This window comes from Mesorhizobium ventifaucium, assembly GCF_935822925.1.
GTDB lineage: Bacteria > Pseudomonadota > Alphaproteobacteria > Rhizobiales > Rhizobiaceae > Mesorhizobium > Mesorhizobium ventifaucium.
In genome coordinates this window covers 83381-102604 of sequence record NZ_CAKXZS010000078.1, presented here as the reverse complement: position 1 = coordinate 102604, position 19224 = coordinate 83381, and the positions used below count along the sequence as shown (strand labels likewise).

15 protein-coding genes are annotated in these 19224 nt (G+C 62.3%); 3 read left to right on the top strand and 12 right to left on the bottom strand.

The features are described 5' to 3' along the window. Positions 1-433: 433 nt before the first annotated feature. Positions 434-1273, top strand: a complete 840-nt coding sequence (locus NMG70_RS31340) for an SDR family NAD(P)-dependent oxidoreductase (RefSeq protein WP_254028065.1) — start codon at positions 434-436, stop codon at positions 1271-1273. Positions 1274-1510: 237 nt separating this feature from the next. Here NMG70_RS31340 and NMG70_RS31335 read toward each other — a convergent pair whose 3' ends face one another. From NMG70_RS31335 to NMG70_RS31310, 6 genes are all read right to left on the bottom strand, one after another. Continuing rightward, positions 1511-2005, bottom strand: a complete 495-nt coding sequence (locus NMG70_RS31335; protein WP_254028064.1) for a DUF3592 domain-containing protein — start codon at positions 2003-2005, stop codon at positions 1511-1513. A 102-nt stretch (positions 2006-2107) separates the two neighbouring features. Beyond that, positions 2108-2485 (bottom strand): DoxX family protein, encoded by a 378-nt coding sequence (locus NMG70_RS31330; protein WP_254028063.1) that lies wholly within the window; start codon positions 2483-2485, stop codon positions 2108-2110. A 62-nt stretch (positions 2486-2547) separates the two neighbouring features. Then, complete coding sequence (locus NMG70_RS31325; RefSeq protein WP_254028062.1) at positions 2548-3006, bottom strand: carboxymuconolactone decarboxylase family protein; 459 nt, start codon at positions 3004-3006, stop codon at positions 2548-2550. 12 nt (positions 3007-3018) lie between these two features. Then, positions 3019-3537, bottom strand: coding sequence for an RrF2 family transcriptional regulator (locus NMG70_RS31320; RefSeq protein ID WP_254028127.1), 519 nt, complete (start codon positions 3535-3537; stop codon positions 3019-3021). Positions 3538-3919: 382 nt separating this feature from the next. After that, entirely contained in the window at positions 3920-5233 is a 1314-nt protein-coding gene (preA, locus tag NMG70_RS31315) for an NAD-dependent dihydropyrimidine dehydrogenase subunit PreA (RefSeq protein ID WP_254028061.1), read from the bottom strand. A gap of 2 nt (positions 5234-5235) precedes the next feature. After that, complete coding sequence (locus tag NMG70_RS31310) at positions 5236-6600, bottom strand: NAD(P)-dependent oxidoreductase (protein WP_254028060.1); 1365 nt, start codon at positions 6598-6600, stop codon at positions 5236-5238. Between the two features lie 205 nt (positions 6601-6805). On the opposite strand from NMG70_RS31310, the gene NMG70_RS31305 reads away from it, so the two are divergent. Then, a complete protein-coding gene (locus tag NMG70_RS31305; RefSeq protein ID WP_254028059.1) occupies positions 6806-7582 on the top strand; it encodes a VOC family protein in 777 nt (258 codons plus the stop codon). Positions 7583-7867: 285 nt separating this feature from the next. Here NMG70_RS31305 and NMG70_RS31300 read toward each other — a convergent pair whose 3' ends face one another. Then, a complete protein-coding gene (locus NMG70_RS31300) occupies positions 7868-10309 on the bottom strand; it encodes a GcvT family protein (RefSeq protein ID WP_254028058.1) in 2442 nt (813 codons plus the stop codon). A gap of 90 nt (positions 10310-10399) precedes the next feature. After that, a complete protein-coding gene (locus tag NMG70_RS31295) occupies positions 10400-11938 on the bottom strand; it encodes a trimethylamine methyltransferase family protein (RefSeq protein ID WP_254028057.1) in 1539 nt (512 codons plus the stop codon). A 218-nt stretch (positions 11939-12156) separates the two neighbouring features. On the opposite strand from NMG70_RS31295, the gene NMG70_RS31290 reads away from it, so the two are divergent. Then, positions 12157-12747 carry a transglycosylase SLT domain-containing protein gene (locus NMG70_RS31290; protein WP_254028056.1) on the top strand — a complete coding sequence of 197 codons (591 nt, stop codon included), beginning with the start codon at positions 12157-12159 and terminating at the stop codon, positions 12745-12747. 13 nt (positions 12748-12760) lie between these two features. Here the strand turns inward: NMG70_RS31290 and NMG70_RS31285 are convergent, their stop codons facing one another. From NMG70_RS31285 to NMG70_RS31270, 4 genes are all read right to left on the bottom strand, one after another. After that, positions 12761-14977, bottom strand: coding sequence for a dipeptide ABC transporter ATP-binding protein (locus NMG70_RS31285; RefSeq protein ID WP_254028055.1), 2217 nt, complete (start codon positions 14975-14977; stop codon positions 12761-12763). A gap of 52 nt (positions 14978-15029) precedes the next feature. Then, on the bottom strand, positions 15030-16187 hold the full coding sequence (locus NMG70_RS31280; RefSeq protein WP_254028054.1) for an ABC transporter permease: 1158 nt from the start codon (positions 16185-16187) through the stop codon (positions 15030-15032). A 12-nt stretch (positions 16188-16199) separates the two neighbouring features. Next, positions 16200-17234 carry an ABC transporter permease gene (locus tag NMG70_RS31275; RefSeq protein ID WP_254028053.1) on the bottom strand — a complete coding sequence of 345 codons (1035 nt, stop codon included), beginning with the start codon at positions 17232-17234 and terminating at the stop codon, positions 16200-16202. A 227-nt stretch (positions 17235-17461) separates the two neighbouring features. Beyond that, a complete protein-coding gene (locus NMG70_RS31270; protein ID WP_254028052.1) occupies positions 17462-19117 on the bottom strand; it encodes an ABC transporter substrate-binding protein in 1656 nt (551 codons plus the stop codon). Positions 19118-19224: the final 107 nt, after the last annotated feature.

Genomic DNA, 19224 nt, shown 5'->3' with positions numbered 1-19224 from the left:
GCTGGTCCCGGAGACGTTGGAATTTGCCACTGGGGCATGACCGCCTCGGGTCATTCCGAACGGGAAGTTCGTTCCAAGAGCGGTGTTTCGATGCTCTGCCCGCTATGATTTCGGCTGTCGTGATTGGGTCACGGATTGTCGTAGCGCTGACCAGAAGGAAGGGCATGGGTCGATTCTTGCCGTCCACCGGTACCAAGTGTCAGACTTTCACCACTAACTCTCGTTTCGTCATCCTGGGGTCTGCGCTGCGTCGCTCCGCTCCTTGCTGCGCCCCAGGATGACGAAGCTGACGGGCTGCGGCCAGCATCGGCTGAATGCGTCGGGGGACCCATCGGCGTATAGGCAGTATCGATACCAGGATAAAGTTTGGCCTGTTTGACCGGTGCCGGACGTCCCATCTTCCACTTAGAGCAATGACATGGAGGCTCCAAGCATGGAACTGAACGACAAGGCAATCCTCATCACCGGATCGACAGATGGCGTCGGCCGTTTGGTCGCGCAAAGGCTCGGCGCCGGCGGCGCGCGGATCCTGGTGCATGGCCGCGATGGGACGCGGGGCAAGGCGACGGTCGCCGAGATCGAAGCCGCTGGTGGGAAGGCCGAGCTTCTCGTCGCCGATCTCTCGTCGCTCGCCGAAGTCCGCCGTCTCGCCGAGGCTGTTCGCGCCCACACGGGCCGGCTCGATATTCTCATCAACAACGCCGGCATCGGCACCGCAGGCACCAAACGACAGGTCAGCGCCGACGGCTACGAACTGCGCTTTGCCGTAAATTATCTCGCCGGCTTCCTGCTCACATCGGAGCTTCTGCCGCTGCTCAAGGCGAGCGCCCCAGCGCGCATCGTCAATGTCGCCTCGGCCGGCCAGCAGGCAATCGATTTCGACGATGTCATGCTGACCCGCAACTATGACGGCGTGCGTGCCTACTGCCAGAGCAAGCTGGCGCAGATCATGTTCACCATCGATCTGGCACAGGAACTGAAGAACACGGGCGTCACCGTCAACAGCCTGCATCCGGCAAGCTACATGAACACGACCATGGTCCGGCAGGCAGGCATCACGCCTTGGAACGCGGTCGAGACCGGCGCCGATGCCATCCTCAACCTTGCCACGTCGCCGGCGCTCGAAGGGCGGAGCGGCCTTTATTTCGACGGCCAGAATGAATCTCGCGCCAACGCGCAAGCCTATGATGCAAAGGCAAGGCAGCAATTGCGGACATTGAGCCTTGACCTCGTCGGGCGCCCCTCCCCGATATCGAAGGAACGGCATTCATGACTGAGAAAATCCAACAAGCCGTGATCGTCGGCGGCTCGTCCAGCATCAGCCTCGGCGCGGAAGCTGCTTGGCCCGGGTATGAAGGTGACCCGGCTCAAAGGTGCATGGCGCAGCCCTGGCGGGGCCGGCCTGCGATTTGCCGCATAGTGCATGTCGCCCACAAACCTGCCGTCGGGCTTTGACCCGAGGGATAACGACATGCAAAAACAAGCGGTATGGCACGCTGTTCGAAAAGGCTCAATCGGACGTCAGGCCGGGCCAGAAGGCCAGCGCCATTAGCCCGGCGATAATGGCATACCAGACCGTCGTATGGGTTGCCTTCATGATCGGCCGCCCCACTTCCCGTGCCCGGTTCGGATGCAGGGGGTCATACATGACCTTTACCGCCGCTCCGACCGAACCGGTCATGTTATTGACCGGCAAATGCGATTCAAAGCGCCAGATCTTGCCGAGGCGATCGGCGAATTCGATGGTCGGCGTCCTGGGCGAGTCGCCGGACATCTTTATCTCCACCACCTTGCCTGTCACATAGACGCGACGGTGCCGAAGCACGAGATCGCCATAGGTGTGGGGGACGACAAGCCCCAGGAAAAAGAGACCGCAGACGAAGCACCAGAGTTGGATATCGCTCGGAAAATAGCCGAATGTTTCGGCAAGCGCCCGAAGCGGCGAGAGCGCGAGGTGAAAGGCCTGCGAAACGCTTCCCCAGAAGCTATTCCAGCTTTGCTCCATAAAGACTCCGACAAGCGAAACTGAGCCAATCATACGAGGCAATCGCAACGGAGCGATTAATGCGCAGATGACAATTCATACCATATCGGCTGCGCCATTCCTTTAAAGCGCCTGGCCCATCAGCGCTAGGAATCCTCCGGTCAGCGCGACATTGCAGACAAAGCCATTGATGCGGGCGGCGCGCTCCGAACCCTGGTGATCCCAGAAATTGTTGAACATCGGTGTCGCGACCAGCAGGAAGAGGATCAGACATGCCGCGGCAAGAGCGGTCCAGATGCCCGCAATCACCAGCCCTCCGGCGACGATCTGAAGGACGATGCCCAGCCACAGCATCAGCCGCGCCTGCGGCACGCCGCGTGTCGTCATCAGCTGGGTCAGGAAACTTGCATTCTGGATATTGCGCAGGCCGGCAAAGACGAACGCGCCGCCGAGCAGCAGGCAGGCGGCAAAAAGAATCTCATTCTCAAAATTCGACAACATGTTCTTGATCCCAAAGCAAAAAGAGACGCGCGGCGGATGGCCGCGCGTCCAGTCCCGTCTGCTCAGGCGGCCTTGGCCGCCGGTATTGGATGAATGGCGTGGAAGGGAACGCAGAGCCGGTTCCAGGTGTTGATCATGCCGATCGCAACGGACAGCTTGACCAGTTCCTCTTCCGAAAACTGTTCGAGCGTTTTTGCGTAGAGATCATCCGGCACGCCGCTGTCCGCGATCTTCGTCACCACGTCGGTCCAGGCGAAGGCAGCGCGTTCGCGCTCGGAAAACAGCGGCGATTCCTTCCAGGCGGAGACGAGATAGAGCCGCTGTTCGGTCTCGCCATCGTGGCGCGCCTCGCGGCTGTGCATCTCGACGCAATACGAACAGCCATTGATCTGCGAGGCCCTGAGCTTGATCAGATGCAGCAGGCTCACCTCGATCCCGCATTCGTCGACCGCCTTGTTGAGCGCCGATACCGCTTTCATGATTTCCGGCGCCGCGCCGAAGAATTGCAGCCTCTGCTTCATGGTCATTACCTTTCACGCTTGGCTGGTTGAACCCGATTTCTGCGGTCGCTGATGGCGCTCGACAAAGGCGCAGTTCGCCGCGACTGAACGGGGATCGGCATCGCTCATATAGTCCGCAACGATGTCGGACAGCCGCGCCTCGGCAAGAGCGGCGCGAAAGGCGCGCTCGGCCTTCAGCATTGCGACGTTGATGCCGCAGGGTTTTACATAGACCGAGGCATCGAGCCGAGCCGGCCCGCGTTGACGGATTTCGCCGCAACGGAAGGCCGGTTCGCGCCCTTCCACGGCGAGCACGATGTCGAGCAACGTTATGTGCTCCGCCGGCCGCGCCAGCCGATAACCGCCCGATGGCCCGGGCACCGATTCCAGGATGCTCGACGCCGTCAGCGCATTGAGATGCTTGAGGAGATAGCTCGGCGACAGGCCGAACGCTTCCGCCATGGCCGCACCCGGCATGGTCGCCGCGCCTTCCACGCCGGCAAGCATGGCGGCGCAGTGGATGGCCGCTTCGACGCCCTCGCCCAGCTTCATCGTGCTGATCTCCAATTCATGGATATCTTTTATCATGGATAATTTTTATCCGCAATGTGGAATCGAGAGTGCTCGACTCTGGATGATTGCGATTGCTCGTTTTAGAATGCAGCTAAGGGATGGCTGCGCTGCCGGCGATTTTATCCGATCGATGGCGCCGCCCCTCATTGCCCTGCCGGGCATTTCTCCCCGTAGAACGGGGAGAAAGACGCCGGCATCGAAGTTTTCGCCAATCTCCAGCGTTGCAGAATAGAGAGCCAAGGCCGCGGCCAGCGGGCTTCTCCCCGTTTACGGGGAGAAGGTGCCGGCAGGCGGATGAGGGGCAGCGCCGACCTCGACAATTAAACCGGACGAAACCGATCTGGCGCTTCGACCGGGAAAACTATTCCGCGGCCACCTTGGCCATCGGGTTATTCGGATGCGTCGTCCAGTTGGCGTAGACCGGCGACACCGGTCTGCCGGTGCGCTGGTCGATAACGCCAGCCGCCAGCGGTTCCATGGTGATGCAGTTCTCGACCGGGCAGACATTGACGCAGAGGTTGCAGCCGACGCATTCGGCCTCGATCACCTCGAAATGCCGCTTGCCGTCGACGATTGCGGTGATCGCCTGGTGCGAGGTGTCCTCGCAGGCGATGTGGCAGCGGCCGCATTTGATGCAGGCCTCCTGGTCGATATGCGCCTTGGCGACGTAATTGAGGTTGAGGTATTGCCAGTCGGTGACGTTGGGCGTGGCGCGGCCGACGATGTCGTCGAGCGAGGCATGGCCCTTCTCGTCCATCCAGTTTTCCAGGCCGGCGATCATCTCCTGCACGATCTTGAAGCCATAGGTCATCGCCGCCGTGCACACCTGCACATTGCCGGCGCCGAGCGCCATGAATTCGGCAGCGTCTCGCCACGTGGTGATGCCGCCGATACCGGAGATCGGCAGGCCATGCGTTTCCGGATCGCGGGCGATCTCGGCCACCATGTTCATGGCGATCGGCTTCACCGCCGGGCCGCAATAGCCGCCATGCGAACCCTTGCCGTCGATCGTCGGCTCCGGTGCGAAACTATCGAGATTGACGCCGGTGATCGAATTGATGGTGTTGATCAGCGACACCGCGTCGGTGCCGCCGGCAAGGGCGGCACGCGCCGGCTTGCGTATGTCGGTGATGTTGGGCGTCAGCTTGGTGATGACAGGCATGCGGGTGTTGGCCTTGCACCAGCGCACCACCATTTCGATGTATTCCGGCACCTGGCCGACGGCAGCACCCATGCCGCGTTCCGACATGCCGTGCGGGCAGCCGAAATTGAGCTCGATGCCGTCGGCCCCGGTCTCCTCGACCACCGGCAGGATCGCCTTCCACGCATGTTCCTCGCAAGGCACCATCAGCGAGACGACGATGGCGCGGTCGGGCCAGTCCTTCTTGACCTGCTTGATCTCGCGCAGATTGATCTGCAAGTCGCGGTCGGTGATCAGCTCGATGTTGTTGAGGCCGAGCAGGCGGCGGTCGGCGCCCCAGATCGCGCCATAGCGCGGACCGTTGACATTGACCACCGGCGGCCCCTCTTCGCCGAGCGTCTTCCAGACAACGCCGCCCCAGCCCGCCCTAAAGGCGCGGATGACGTTGTAGGCCTTGTCGGTCGGCGGCGCCGAGGCCAGCCAGAACGGATTCGGCGATTTGATGCCGACGAAATTGTTGCGTATGTCTGCCATGCTCATGCCCTCCCGTTCGAGGTCAGTGCCCGCTGGATCGATTCGGCCGCGTCGCGCCCCTGCGCGACGGCCGAAACTGTGAGGTCGTCGCCGCCATAGATGCAGTCGCCGCCGGCCCAGACGTTTGGCAGCGAGGTGCGGCCTTCGGCATCGACCTTGATGCGGCCGGCTTCCAGCGCCAGCAAGGCGCCGCTGCCGTTGAGCGCAGCCGGGACAAAGCTCTGGCCGATCGCCTTGAACACTTGGTCGGCGGTGAGCGTCAGCCGCTCGCCGGTGCCGACGAGCTTGTCGCCCTGCATCGCCGTATATTCGAGTTCGATGCCCGAGACCTTGCCGCCTTCGGCAATGACCCGCTTCGGCTGCAGCCAGTGACGGATGATGACGCCGTTGGCGGCGGCCAGGTCCTGCTCGAATTCGGAAGCGTTCATGTGCTCCTGCCCGCGCCGATAGCAGATTGTCACTTCTTCGGCGCCGAGCAGTTTTGATTGCACCGCCGCGTCGATCGCTGTCATGCCGCCGCCGATGACGACGACGCGCCGGCCGACCGGCAGGCTAGCAAGGTCACTGGCCTGGCGAAGCTCGGCGATGAACTCCACCGCATTGGTGACGCCTTGCGCATCCTCGCCGTCGGCGCGCAGCGCGTTGACGCCGCCAAGCCCCATGCCGAGAAACACCGCATCGTAATTCCTGGTCAGGTCCGACAGCTGGTAGTCGCGGCCGAGCGCCTTGCCGTTCTGGATGTCGATGCCGCCGATCGACGTGACATAATCGACCTCGGCCTGGGCGAAATTGTCGATGCTCTTGTAGGCGGCGATGCCATATTCATTGAGACCGCCGGCTTTCGGGCGGGCTTCCAGGATGGTCACCTCATGTCCGTGGCGGGCAAGCCTATGGGCGGCTGCAAGCCCGGCCGGTCCGGCGCCGACCACGGCGATCGTCTTGCCGGTCGGCGCCGCGCGCCGGTAAAACTGCTTATTCTCAGCCATGGCGACATCGGTGGCATAACGCTGCAGGCGGCCGATCTGCACCGGCTTGCCTTCGGCCACTTCGCGCACGCAGACCTCTTCGCACAGCGTCTCGGTCGGGCAGACGCGGGCGCACATACCGCCCAAAATGTTCTGGTCGAAAATCGTCTTGGCCGAGCCGATCGGATTGCCTGTCGAGATCTGGCGGATGAACAGCGGGATATCGATCGAGGTCGGGCATGCATTCATGCACGGCGCGTCATAGCAGAAGTAGCAGCGATCGGACTCGACCAGCGCCTCATGATGATCGAGCGGCGGATGCAGGTCGGAAAAATTATCGGCATATTGCTCAGGCGAAAGCCGGCCGCCGGCAATGCCCTGCTTGAAATGACCAGTCGCCATTCCGCTTCCCCATTCCTTGTTGTTTTGGGGAAGGCTAGCACGTTTTGTTTTTTTATCAATTGGTCAATTTTCGACGCAAGCCGCTGAAAAGCCACGACAAAAACATGATATCCATACTCATGTTTCATATTGGCCTATTCCGTCGCGAAAATCGTCCTAGATGGACCACGCATGATCGATGACTGGAAACCCAAGGAGCACGACAATGCCAAACTCTCCGATGTCCTTCTTCTGGTACGAATTGATGACCACCGACCTCGACGCCGCCGAGGCATTCTACACCGACGTGGTCGGCTGGAAGGCGCAGCCCTTCGACGGCGCGCCCGGCATGCCGCGCTATATCGTGATGAATGTCGGCGAGCGCGGCGTTGCAGGGCTGATGACGCAGCCGGACGAAGTGCGCAAGATGGCCATGCCGCCGGCCTGGGCCGGTTACATCCATACCAGGGATGTCGATGCTTCTACGAAATCGCTGAAGGAGGCCGGCGGTACGGTTCACCGCGAACCCGATGACATTCCGGGTGTCGGCCGCTTTGCCGTCGTCGCCGACCCGCAAGGCGCGGTCTTCAACTTCCTGCAGCCGATCGGCCCTGACCAGCCGCCGGTGCCGGCTACTACTCCCGGCCATATCGGCTGGCATGAACTTTACACGACCGACTGGCGCGCCGCGTTCGATTTCTATGCCGGGCAATTCGGCTGGACCAAGGGCGACGCCATGGATATGGGGCCGATGGGCACTTACCAGCTGTTTGTCGCCGGCGGCGAACCTGTCGGCGGCATGATGAACAAGCCCGAGCAGGTTCCGGTGCCGGTCTGGCAGTTCTATTTCAATGTTCCCGCAATCGACGCGGCGGCCAAGCGCGTCACCGACAATGGCGGCAAGATCCTGATGGGCCCGATGGAGGTCCCCGGAGGCGGCTGGATCGTGATGTGCACGGATCCGCAGGGTGCTCATTTCGCGCTAACGGCGCCGGTACGGTAGCTGGGCCAGGCGTAACCCGAAGGGCGTTTTGTTTGTCGCGGTGGCGCTCTTCGGCGCCCCCCTCTGTCCTGCCGGACATCTCCCCCACTTGGGGGGAGATTGGCTGTTTCGTTGACGGCGTTCTATTTTGCGACGTTGGCGATTGGCGAAATCAGAGATGACGGCCAATCTCCCCCCTCGTGGGGGAGATGTCCGGCAGGACAGAGGGGGGCGCGAAGGATCGCCCACTTCAACAAGCACCCGCCAAATAGCGCCGCATCGCTTGCGGCGCCAACGGCGCCGCCTTCACCCGCGCATCCGCTCGAGATTCGCGTCGAACAGCGGCGTCGGCTGCATGCGCGCGGCGTGGCGCTTGCCCAACAGCTCGATCTCGAAACCGTCGGCCTCGTCGGCGATCTCCTTCGGCACATAGCCCAAGGCGACGGACGTCTTTGAATGGTGCGCGTAGCCGCCTGACGTGACCCAGCCGCGCACGGCGCCGTCGAACCAGATCGGCTCGTCGCCGATGACGTCGGCGTCTGCCGCATCGACGACAAAGGCGCGCAGCCGCAGCTTGCCGCCTTGCTGGCGCTCGGCCAGTGCCGCCTGCTTGCCGATGAAATCGGTTTCTTTCCCGTAGGCGACGAAACGGTCGAGGCCAGCTTCAAGCGGCCCGTAGATCGGCCGGTATTCGCGCGCCCACGAGCCGTAGTTCTTCTCCAGTCGCAGCGCGTTGAGCGCGCGCGCGCCGAACAGGCCGATGCCGAAGTCTTCGCCGGCCGCCATCAGGGTCTGGTACGCGGCACGCTGATATTCCGGCGTCACCCAGATCTCGTAGCCGAGATCGCCGGTGTAGCTGACGCGGCCGACCAGGCACGGCGCCATGCCGATATCCATCCTGGCCGTAGCCATGAACGGGAACGCCGCATTCGACACATCCGCCCGCGTAGCCCTGGCAAGCACGTCCCGCGCCTTCGGTCCGGCGATTGACAGGCCCGTCAGCTTCGCCCCCAGCGCCTCGATCATGACCGAACCGTCTTGCGGCAGATGCGCCTCGAACCAGCGCATGTGATACTGCTCGGCAATGCCGGAACCGGCGAGGAACCAGCCCTCCCCGCTGGAATTGGGGCTGCCGAGATTGGCCAGCGAAAAATCGCCGATCAGCCTGCCGTCTTCCTTCAGCATCGGCGCCAGCGTCATGCGGCCGGGCTTTGGCAGCTTGCAGGCAAGCAGGCGGTCGAGCCAGGCCGCCGCGCCCTCGCCCGTCACCCTGTATTTGGCGAATGACGAGATTTCCGACAGGCCGACACTTGTCCGCACCGTCTTCACCTCTTTTGCGACATGCTCGAAATCGCTCGAGCGCCGCCACGAGAACTCGTCCCTGACGCCTTCGGGCGCATACCACAGCGGCACTTCCAGCCCATAGGCGACGCCCCACTGCGCGCCCTTGGCCGACAAAAGGTCGTAAACCGGCGTTGTCTTGAGCGGCCGCCCCGCAGGCAGCTCCTCATTGGGGAAGCGGATCGAAAAACGCCGCGAATAATTCTCGCGCACCTTGGCGTTGGTGTAGGCCATCGTTGCCCAGTCGCCGTAGCGCGAGACATCCATCGCCCAGATGTCGGCGCCGGGATCGCCCTCGATCATCCAGTTCGACAGCGCCAGGCCAACACCGCCGCCCTGCGAAAAGCCGGCCATGACGCCGCAGGCGACCCAGAAGCCAGGCAGGCCGCGCACCGGCCCGACCAGCGGGTTGCCGTCCGGCGCGAAGGTGAAGGGGCCGTTGATGATCTGCTTGATGCCGATGTTCTGGAAGGCCGGGAAATGCCGGAAGCCGACTTCCAATGACGGCGCGATGCGGTCGATGTCGGGCTCCAGCAGCTCGTGGCCGAAATTCCACGGTGTCTGAAATTCGGACCATGGCTTGTTGGCCTTCTCATAGGTGCCCATCAGCATGCCGCCGCGCTCCTGGCGCAGATAGAGCTCGCCGTCGAAATCGACCGCGTGGATGATCTCCGTCCCGGTCTTCTGGTTCCAGGCGGCGACCTCCGGCATGTCCTCGGTGATCAGGTACATGTGCTCCATGGCCAGCACCGGCAGTTCGAGACCAACCATGCGGCCGACCTCGCGCGCCCACAGGCCGCCGGCGTTGACGACATGCTCGGCCACCACCTCGCCCTTGTTGGTGATGACGCGCCACAGGCCGTCGGCGCGGCGCACGATATCCTCGACCTTGGTGAAGCGCTCAACCTCGACGCCAAGTTTTCTGGCCGCCTTGGCATAGGCGTGGGTGACGCCGGACGGGTCGAGATGACCGTCCTCCTTGTTGCGCACCGCGCCGACGAACTGCTTCGGGTCGAGCAGCGGCATCAACTCGGCCGCCTCATCAGGCGAAATCTCCTCGAGGTCGATGCCGAGATAGCGGCCCTTGGCGACGACGCCGCGCAGCCAGTCGAGCCGCGCCTCGGTCGCCGCCAGAAGCACGCCGCCGGTCAGATGCACGCCGGTCGCCTGGCCGGACAGCTCCTCGATCTCCTTGTAGAGCGAGATCGTGTATTTCTGCAGCTTGGCGACGTTGGGATCGCCGTTGATCGTATGCATGCCGCCGGCCGCGTGCCAGGTCGAGCCGGAAGTCAGCTCGTCGCGCTCCAGAAGCACAATGTCGGTCCAGCCGTGACGGGCGAGATGGAACAGCACGGAACAGCCGACGACGCCTCCGCCAATGACCACGACCTTAGCATGCGATTTCATGGGTTTTCTCGTTATTTCAGGGAGTTGGAGGGGTGAGATGAATCGGTGCGGGAGGAGCCAAGGCACGCCTCGCAGGCGCACAACATAGCGTCACGGCTCGCCCTGCCCGATCGCTTCTTTGCGCCTGGCCACATACGCCTCCAGCGCCTCGCGCACGGAAATATCCATCGCCGGCTCGACATGATCTTCCAGCGCTTTCTTCCACAGCCGCGTCGCCCGCGCCGTGGTGTCTAGCCCGCCGGCCTCCTGCCAGGCCTCGTAGTTCTGCCAATTGGAGAGCATCGGCTGGTAGAAGGCAGTTGCATAGCGCTCCAGCGTGTGCGGCTCGCCGAAGAAATGGCCGCCGGTCGGCACCGCACCCAGCGCCTCGACGGCGAGTTCCGCCTCGTTGACTTCGATCGGGCGCAAGAACTCCATCAGGTGCTGGATCATCTCGACGTCGATGATGAACTTTTCGAACGATGCGGTCAGCCCGCCCTCCTGCCAGCCGGCTGCGTGGTAGACGAGATTGCCGTGGCCGAGCACCGCGCCCCACAGCGCCATCAGCGTCTCATAGGCGCCTTGCGCGTCGGCGGCGTTGGAGGCCGAGCCCGGCGTCGTCCGGTAGGGCAGTCGATAGCGCCGTGCCAACTGCCCGGAGGCGATGTTGGCCTTGGTGTTCTCCGGCGTGCCGAAGGCCGGCGCACCGGACTTCATGTCGACATTGGAGGTGAAGGCGCCATACATGACCGGGGCGCCAGGGCGGACAAGCTGCGTTAAGACCACGCCGAACAGTGCCTCGGCATTCTGTTGCGCGAGCGCGCCGGCAAGCGTCACCGGGCTCATCGCCCCCATCAGCGTGAACGGCGTCACCGCGACCGATTGGCCGAACTCGGCCATGGTCATCAGCCCTTCGGCCATCATTTCGTCGAAGCGGCGCGGCGAGTTGACCGAGATGATGGTGGTGACGCCTGGATTGTCGCACATCTGATCGAGGCTCAAGCCCCGCGAAATCGCCATCATTTCGATGCCGTCGAGCGCCCTGCCGCGGCCGATCGCCGAGACGTGAAAACTTTTGTCGGTCAGCGTCAGATTGGCGAAATAGGTGTCGAGGTGGCGTGAATTGGCCGGCAGTTCCACCGGTGCGCAGACCTGGTTGCCCAGCATATGGATGCAGTTGAAATGCTGCGCCAGCCGGGTGAGATCACAATAGTCGCGCAGGTTTCCGGCGCGGCGGCCGCGTTCCATGTCGTGCACGTTGGGAGGTCCGGCGACGAGCGTAAAATTGATGGTGTTGCCGCCGAGATGAACGGCACGGACCGGGTTGCGCGGCGTCAGCGTATAGCTCGACCGCGTCGTCCCCAGTGCCTGGTCGACCATGCCGCGGTCGATGCGGACAATCATCGACGCATGATCGACCTTGGCCCCGGCCTTTTCGAACAGCGAAAGCGCCCGCGGGCTCATCACCTCGATGCCGAAATTCTCCAGAATATGCATCGACGCCTGATGGATCGCCTCGATCTGGTCGGCCGAGAGCATCGCCATCGGCGGATAAGGATTTGTCACGCGGCGCAACGGCAGTTGCGGGATGGCGGCCGGTCCCCTGTTGCTGGTTCGCTCAGCGCCGCGCTTGCGTCTCGGTTCGTTCATGCGGCGTATCAAAGCGCCGGCACGACGATCGGGCTGTCAGAAATCCGCCACCCGCGGGCGTGATTTTAGCCAAGGCGGCATATTGGTAGCTTCATGCCGACAAAAGCGACAGAATACGTCGGAATTTCTATCCTCGCTCTGCCCCGACCAAAGTGGCCGATGGACCGTTAAGGAACGCAGCAAGATTCCTTTTAAGTTTTCGGCCTAATCCTGCTCCGATGTGTAGGTCGAGTTTTAGTAAAAGTGTAGCGATCGCCGTGCTGCTGGCGCTGTCGGCCTGCGCGACGCCGCCGAGCCATATCAACGATGTCTGCGCCGTCTTCGACCAGAATGACGGCTGGTTCGACAACTGGCAGGCGGCGGCCGAACGCGCCGAACAAAAGCATGGCGTGCCGGTTCCCGTGCTGATGGCGACGGTGCGCAAGGAATCCGGCTTCAAGAGCAACGCCAGGCCCCCGCGCAAAAAGCTGCTCGGCTTCATTCCCTGGAAACGTGTCTCCAGCGCCACCGGCTTCTCGCAGGCGCTTGACGGCACCTGGGCGCAATATCAGAGCGAGACCGGAAGTTGGGCGGCGCGTCGCACCAGCTTCGCCGATGCCGTTGATTTCGTCGGCTGGTATCATTCCAAGACATCAGACACGCTCGGCATCGCCCGCAACGACACCTACAATCTCTATCTGGCCTATTATCTCGGCTGGACGGCCTATGGCCGCGGCAACCGCGGCGATGCCAGCGTGCAGCGCTATGCGAGGGCCACCGAGCAGATGGCTCGGGACTACGCCGCGCAGCTACGCCAATGCGCGCGTTGATGGCGCCACGGATCTAATCGTCCGTCAGCTTCGGCCTCTTGCCGTGCGGACGCTGGGGCGGAGCGCCGGCGAAGCCCGGACCGATGCCCTGCGGTGCGTCGTCGGGCACGCCTTCATTGGCGGCATGCTCCTTGTCGAACTTGATCACCGGCTCCATTTTCGCCAGCACGTCGTCGGCAAGCCAGCACAGGCTCATATGACCGTCTCCGAGATGCTTGACCGGCGGCACCTGCGTCTCGCAAAGGTTGTCCGGCACCAGCTTCTTGTAGCCGCAGCGGGTCTGGAACGGGCAGCCGGTTGGCGGGTTCATCGCCGACGGGATGTCGCCCTCCAGCACGATGTGCTTCTTGATCACGCTGGTGTCGGCGATCGGGATCGCCGACAGCAGCGCCTCGGTGTAGGGATGATAGGGCGGCGAAAAGATCTGGTCGGTCGTGCCCTGCTCGACGATATAGCCGAGATACATGACGACGACGCGGTCGGCGATGTAGCGCACCACCGACAGGTCGTGGCTGATGAACAGCATCGTCGTCTTGTTCTTGCGCTGGATGTCCATCAACAGCTCGGTCACTGCCGCCTGCACCGACACGTCGAGCGCCGAAACCGGCTCGTCGGCCACCACCACCTTGGCATCGCCGGCAAAAGCCCGCGCCACGCCGATGCGTTGCTTCTGGCCGCCTGAAAGCTGGCGCGGCTTGCGGGTCTCGAACGCCCGCGGCAGCTTCACCAGGTCGAGTAGTTCCAGCATGCGCTTGCGGCGATCGGCAACGGTGTTGCCGACATTGAACTTTTCCAGCGTGCGGATGATCTGCGACCCGACGGTATGGCTGGGGTTGAGCGTGTCGAACGGATTCTGGAACACCATCTGGATCGACGACACCGTCTCGACGCTGCGGTTTTCGACCCCGATCGACTGGATTTGCTGGTTGCCGAGCGTCACGCTGCCGGAGCTTGCCGTCTCCAGTCCGAGCAGCACCTTGGCCAGCGTCGACTTTCCGCAGCCGGACTCGCCGACAATGGCGACGGTCTCGGATTCGCGCGCCATGAAGGAGATCGTCTCATTGGCCTTGACGACGCGGCCCTCGCTCGAGCCGAACACCTCGCTGCCGCCGACCTTGTAGTACTTTTTGAGGTCCTCGATCTTGAGCACCGGCGCGCCGGGCTCGACGCGCTCGTTGACCTTCTTGGCGCCGGGCGGCAGCGCTTCCCAGTCGATCTCGTTGAAGCGCACGCAGCGCGAAAAATGGCCTTCATGGCCGTCGACCGCGATCATCGGGATTTCGGCGGCGTTGCAGACGCCCTCGACGAAATGGTGGCAGCGCGGGCCGAAATTGCAGCCCTTCGGCCGCTCGTGCGGCAGCGGCAATTGCCCCGGGATAGAGATCAGAGGCCGCGAATTCTTGTCGGCGCCGGGCAGCGGGATCGAGCGGAACAGGCCTTGCGTGTAGGGATGGCGCATCCGGTCGAAGACGTCCTTGATCTTGCCGGTCTCCACCGCTTCGCCCGAGTACATCACCGTGATGCGGTCGCAGGTTTCCAGGATCAGGCCGAGATTGTGCGACACGAAGATCATCGAGGTGCCGAACTTCTCGCCAAGCCCTTTGACCAGGTCGACGATGCCGGCTTCGACTGTCACGTCGAGCGCCGTCGTCGGCTCGTCAAGCAGCAGCAGCGCCGGCTTCGACAGCAGCGCCATGGCGATGACGATGCGCTGTTGCTGGCCACCAGAAAGCTGGTGGGGAAAGGAGCGCATCATGCGCTCCGGATCGGGCAGCCTGACCGAGCGCACCATTTCCAGCGCGCGTTTATAAGCTTCTTCCCTCGACACCTTGTCGTGGATCAGCGGCACTTCCATCAGTTGCTGGCCGACCTTCATCGCCGGGTTCAGGCTGGCCATCGGCTCCTGGTAGATCATCGCGATCTTGTTGCCGCGGATGGCGCGCAGTTCCTCGTCGGACAACTCGCCCATGTCCTTGCCCTGGAACTTTATCCGGCCGCCGACGATCTTTCCGATGTTGGAGAGGTCGCGCATGATGCCGAGCGACACGGTCGACTTGCCGCAGCCAGATTCGCCGACGATGCCCATCGCTTCGCCAGGCATGACCGTGCAGGAGAAGTCCATGACAGCCGGTATCTCACCCTTGCGGGTGAAGAAGGAGATCGACAGGTTCTCGATCTCGATGATCGGACCATTGGTCGGCTTGGCGGGATTTCGAACTGCCTCATTCATGGGTCGCTCCAATCCTTGTTCTTTCAAGCATATCGGGTCGAGAACCCGTCCATCAATCTTTCATCGATTGCTCACGCAGCGAGTCGGCCAGCAGATTAAGGCCCAGCACGAACGACATCAGCGCGATCGTCGGCGGCAGCGCCGGATGGATGAAGGAGCGCAGCAGCCGACTGGCGTCCTTGATCGCGGTGCCCCAGTCCGGGCTCTCGGGCGCCAGCCCGAGGCCGAAATAGCCGAGCGTGCCGAGCAGGATCGTGGTGTAGCCGATACGCAGGCAGGCGTCGACGATCAGCGGGCCGCGTGCGTTGGGAAGTATCTCCCACAGCATGATGTACCAGGGCGATTCACCGCGTGTCTGCGCCGCCGCCACATAGTCGCGCGTTTTGATGTCCATGACCAGGCCGCGCACGATGCGGAACACGCCGGGGCTGGAGGCGAACACCACCGCCACGAAGATGTTGAGCTGGTTGGGATCGATATGGATGATCCTGAACGGATCGGCATCGAAGACCAGGCCGGCATAGACCCAGCCGCCAACGATCAGCGTCAGCCCCAGCAGGATGTAAAGGCGGTCGGGCCGTTTCTTGTAGCGCGTCCAGAACAGCACGCTGAAGAAGATAATCGGGAACAGGAAGAACAGGCCGGCCATCGCATAGGGAATCGGTGTCTCCATGATGCCCGGCGTCACCAAGAGGTAGAACAGCAGGATCACAGGGAAGGCGAGCACCAGATTGGCGAGGAATGACAGCACCGTGTCGATCCTGCCGCCATAATAGCCGGCCGGCAGGCCGAGCGTGATGCCGACCATCAGCGCAAAACCAGTCGCCGCCGGCGCGATGATCAGCACGATCTGGCTGCCGTAGACCATGCGGCTGAACACGTCGCGGGCAAGCTTGTCGCCGCCGAACAGGTAGACAAGTCCCGATTGCGGCTCGACCGCGCCCGGCAGCGCGTCCTTCATGATCGGGATCTGGACAAGCGGATTGAACGGCGAGACGGTCGACGCGAAGATCGCCGTGAATAGCCAGAACAGGCAGATGCCGACGCCGACGATGCCGACGCTGCTGTCAAAGAGTTGACCGTAGAGGCCAAGTCTCTTCTTGTAGGCGAAGCTCGCCCCCATCACCAGGACGAGAGAGATCCAGACCGGCCAGAAACGCGCAAGCACGCCAAGCACCACATCGAAGGCGCCGATATATTCAAGCTGCATCCGCCCGATCCCCTATTGAACTCTGATACGCGGATTGAGAAACGCGTAACCGACATCGGAAATGAGCTGCGTGATCAGGACGATGAACACCGAGACCAGGGAGCAGCCGAGCAAAAGATCGATATCGTTGTTGCCGGCCGCCTCGACCAGCGTGTAGCCAAACCCCTGGTAGCGGAACATCACCTCGACGATGACGACGCCGGTCAGCAGCCAGGGAAATTGCAGCATGATGACAGTGAACGGCGCGATCAGCGCGTTGCGCAGCGCGTGTTTGACCACGACGCTGCCGAAGGCGAGGCCCTTCAACCGGGCGGTGCGGATATATTGCTGCGTCATCACCTCGACCATCGAGGCGCGGGTCATGCGGGCGATATAGCCGATGCCGTAGATCGCCAGCGTCATCACCGGCAAGGTGAAGTTGTAGAAGGTGATGCCCCGGCTGGCCGAAGCCGCCGAACCGTTCAGCAGGCCGAGCCATGAGGCAAAGATGACGGTGAAAATGACGCCCGAGACATATTCAGGCGTCGCCGTCGAGGCGATCGAGGCGACAGACAATGTCCGGTCGGTTCGCGAGCCTTCGCGCATGCCGGCGAGGATGCCGATCAGCAGCGAGATCGGCACCATCACCACAAGCACCCAGAACATCAGGATGCCGGTGGCGCCAAGCGCCGGGAAAAGCTTCGACGCGACCGTCGTCTTGAACTTGGTCGAGCAGCCGAAGTCACCCTGCAGCACACCTGAGAATGTCGGCTCGACAGGATCGTTGCAGAAGGCAAAACGTCGCGCGGGTTTGCCGGTTGCCGGGTCTGTGACCGGCTGTTTGGGTACGATACCCAGCCATTGAGCATAGCGGGAGAAGAAATTCTGGCGGTAGCCATGGTTGACCAGCCAGCTTTCGAGCTGCTCGGCCGAGGTGTGCATTTCGGTCTGGCTGATTGCCAGCTTTTTCAGATTGGGATCGAGATTGATCAGGAAGAACACGACCATCGTCAGGCACAGCATCGTCAATGCCATGGTGCCGAGGCGTCGAAGGATGAAAGAAAGCATGGCGGTCCCCTGCCGGTCTGGTTGGGGTTGAGGCCGGCTTGGAGCCAGTTCAGCCGCGATCGGCAGAGCTGGCTGTCAAACGGACCCTCAGAATGCGATCAACCCTGTCTTATTGCACGCCCCTGCCCGAAGAGTCCGCGCTTTTCTTGCTGCGCCTGTTTTCGGTTTCTGGAATCATGCATGGCGTGGCTGGAAGGGGCGAACCGCCCCTTCCACGATCGATCCGATCAGGCCACCTCGTCGAGCCAGACCTTGCCGTAGTCGCGCTCGAAGGTCGGGTGCATGCCGTAGTTCTTAACGGCAGCCACCGAATGACTGTAGAGCTTGCGCCAATAGGGCTGGATGATGATGCCGGAATCCTGCAGGATCTGCTCGACGTCCTTCATCATCTCCTTGCGCTTGGCGGGGTCGGCAACGGCGAGCGCAGCGTTGAGCTTGGCATCCCACTCGGCATTCGCCCAGCCCGTCTCGTTCCAGGCTTCACCGGTGCGATAGCCGATCGCCAGAACCTGGACGCCGAGCGGCCGCATGTTCCAGTTGGTCATCGACAGCGGGTATTTGGTCCAGTCGTTCCAGAACGTCGAGCCCGGCAGCACCGTGCGCTTGACCTTGATGCCGGCGTCGCGAATCTGCGCGGCGATCGCATCGCCGGTGTTCTTGTGCCAGTCTTCGTCGACCGTGATCAGCTCGTGCTCGAAGTCGGCCTGGCCGGCTTCCTCCATCAGCGCCTTTGCCTTGGCCGGATCGCGGGCAATCTTCGCCAGTTCGTAGTATTCCGGATGGATCGGCGAGACATGGTGGTTTTCGGCAACTGTGCCGGCATTGCCGTAGCCGAGCTGCAGAACGACAGCGTTGTCGACCGCAAGCTGCAGCGCGTTGCGAACCTTCTGATCGTCATAAGGCTTGTTGGTCACATTAGTGCGGCAGACGATCGTCGAAGCGGTGACCACCTCGGACTTGACCAGATCGACACCGTCGAGGATCGACACATAGTCGGCCGACGTCTCGAAATTGGTATGGACTTCGCCGGCTTCGAAAGCGCTGACCATCGCCGCCGGATCGGTGCCATAGTCGATGAACTCAATGCCGTCGAGAAAGACCTCGCCGTCCCACCACTTGTTGTCTTCGCGGCGTTTGTAGACGACCTTCTGGCCGACATCGTAGGAGACCAGTTCAAATGGGCCGGTGCCGATCGGGCAGGCTTTGAAATCGCCGCCCTTTTCGTCGAAGGTCTTGTGGACGACGAGGCCGGGATAGTCGCACACGTTGGGGATGAGCGCGATATCCGGCGAGCTGAGCGTCAGCTTGACCGTGTGTTCGTCGACCTTGGTGACGGCGCTCTCATCCAGCTTGTCGTCCTTGACCAGCGAGCCGAGACGACCGGGCATGGAATTGCCTTCGGCCTTCTTGTCGGCCCAACGCTTGAAGTTGAAGATGACGTCGTCGGCGGTGAACGGATCGCCGTTGTTCCAGGTGACGCCCTTGCGCACATGCAGCGTGTATTCGGTGGCGTCGTCATTGACGTCCCAATTCTCGAGCAGGTAGGGGCGAAACGTGTATTCGTTTGTGTACTTGACCAGCGGCTCGAGCGCCTGGCGCTCGGCATTGGCGATTTCCGACCAGTCTGCCTTGCGCGGATCCTTCGGATCCTTGATCCACATTGCGACCTTCAATATGCCGCCCTTCTTGCCCTGCGCGTCCTGCGCTCTCGCCGGCGTCGGGTCGGCGAGGCCGAGCATTCCATAGGCCATAGCCGTGGACGCGCCGAAGACGCTGGCCAAAGCGAGAAACTCGCGGCGATCGACACGTCCGGCCCTGGCTTCTTCGGCCATTGCGTGGATGTGATCCGGAACGCGATCGCCGTTACTCTTGTAGATTGTCATCGAGAACTCCCATTGTTGGCTTTCTGCCTTTTACCATTCCGCATCCGGGCCATGATGTCAAAAACGGCACGGGTTGGGAACATGCCAAGGAATGTGCAACTTTGGAA

Bases quoted from the DNA above. Each gene is read 5' to 3' on its own strand.
- NMG70_RS31340 (WP_254028065.1), top strand. From the start codon at position 434: ATGGAACTGAACGACAAGGCAATCCTCATCACCGGATCGACAGATGGC.
- NMG70_RS31335 (WP_254028064.1), bottom strand. From the start codon at position 2,005: ATGGAGCAAAGCTGGAATAGCTTCTGGGGAAGCGTTTCGCAGGCCTTT.
- NMG70_RS31330 (WP_254028063.1), bottom strand. From the start codon at position 2,485: ATGTTGTCGAATTTTGAGAATGAGATTCTTTTTGCCGCCTGCCTGCTG.
- NMG70_RS31325 (WP_254028062.1), bottom strand. From the start codon at position 3,006: ATGAAGCAGAGGCTGCAATTCTTCGGCGCGGCGCCGGAAATCATGAAA.
- NMG70_RS31320 (WP_254028127.1), bottom strand. From the start codon at position 3,537: ATGAAGCTGGGCGAGGGCGTCGAAGCGGCCATCCACTGCGCCGCCATG.
- preA (WP_254028061.1), bottom strand. From the start codon at position 5,233: ATGGCAGACATACGCAACAATTTCGTCGGCATCAAATCGCCGAATCCG.
- NMG70_RS31310 (WP_254028060.1), bottom strand. From the start codon at position 6,600: ATGGCGACTGGTCATTTCAAGCAGGGCATTGCCGGCGGCCGGCTTTCG.
- NMG70_RS31305 (WP_254028059.1), top strand. From the start codon at position 6,806: ATGCCAAACTCTCCGATGTCCTTCTTCTGGTACGAATTGATGACCACC.
- NMG70_RS31300 (WP_254028058.1), bottom strand. From the start codon at position 10,309: ATGAAATCGCATGCTAAGGTCGTGGTCATTGGCGGAGGCGTCGTCGGC.
- NMG70_RS31295 (WP_254028057.1), bottom strand. From the start codon at position 11,938: ATGAACGAACCGAGACGCAAGCGCGGCGCTGAGCGAACCAGCAACAGG.
- NMG70_RS31290 (WP_254028056.1), top strand. From the start codon at position 12,157: ATGTGTAGGTCGAGTTTTAGTAAAAGTGTAGCGATCGCCGTGCTGCTG.
- NMG70_RS31285 (WP_254028055.1), bottom strand. From the start codon at position 14,977: ATGAATGAGGCAGTTCGAAATCCCGCCAAGCCGACCAATGGTCCGATC.
- NMG70_RS31280 (WP_254028054.1), bottom strand. From the start codon at position 16,187: ATGCAGCTTGAATATATCGGCGCCTTCGATGTGGTGCTTGGCGTGCTT.
- NMG70_RS31275 (WP_254028053.1), bottom strand. From the start codon at position 17,234: ATGCTTTCTTTCATCCTTCGACGCCTCGGCACCATGGCATTGACGATG.
- NMG70_RS31270 (WP_254028052.1), bottom strand. From the start codon at position 19,117: ATGACAATCTACAAGAGTAACGGCGATCGCGTTCCGGATCACATCCAC.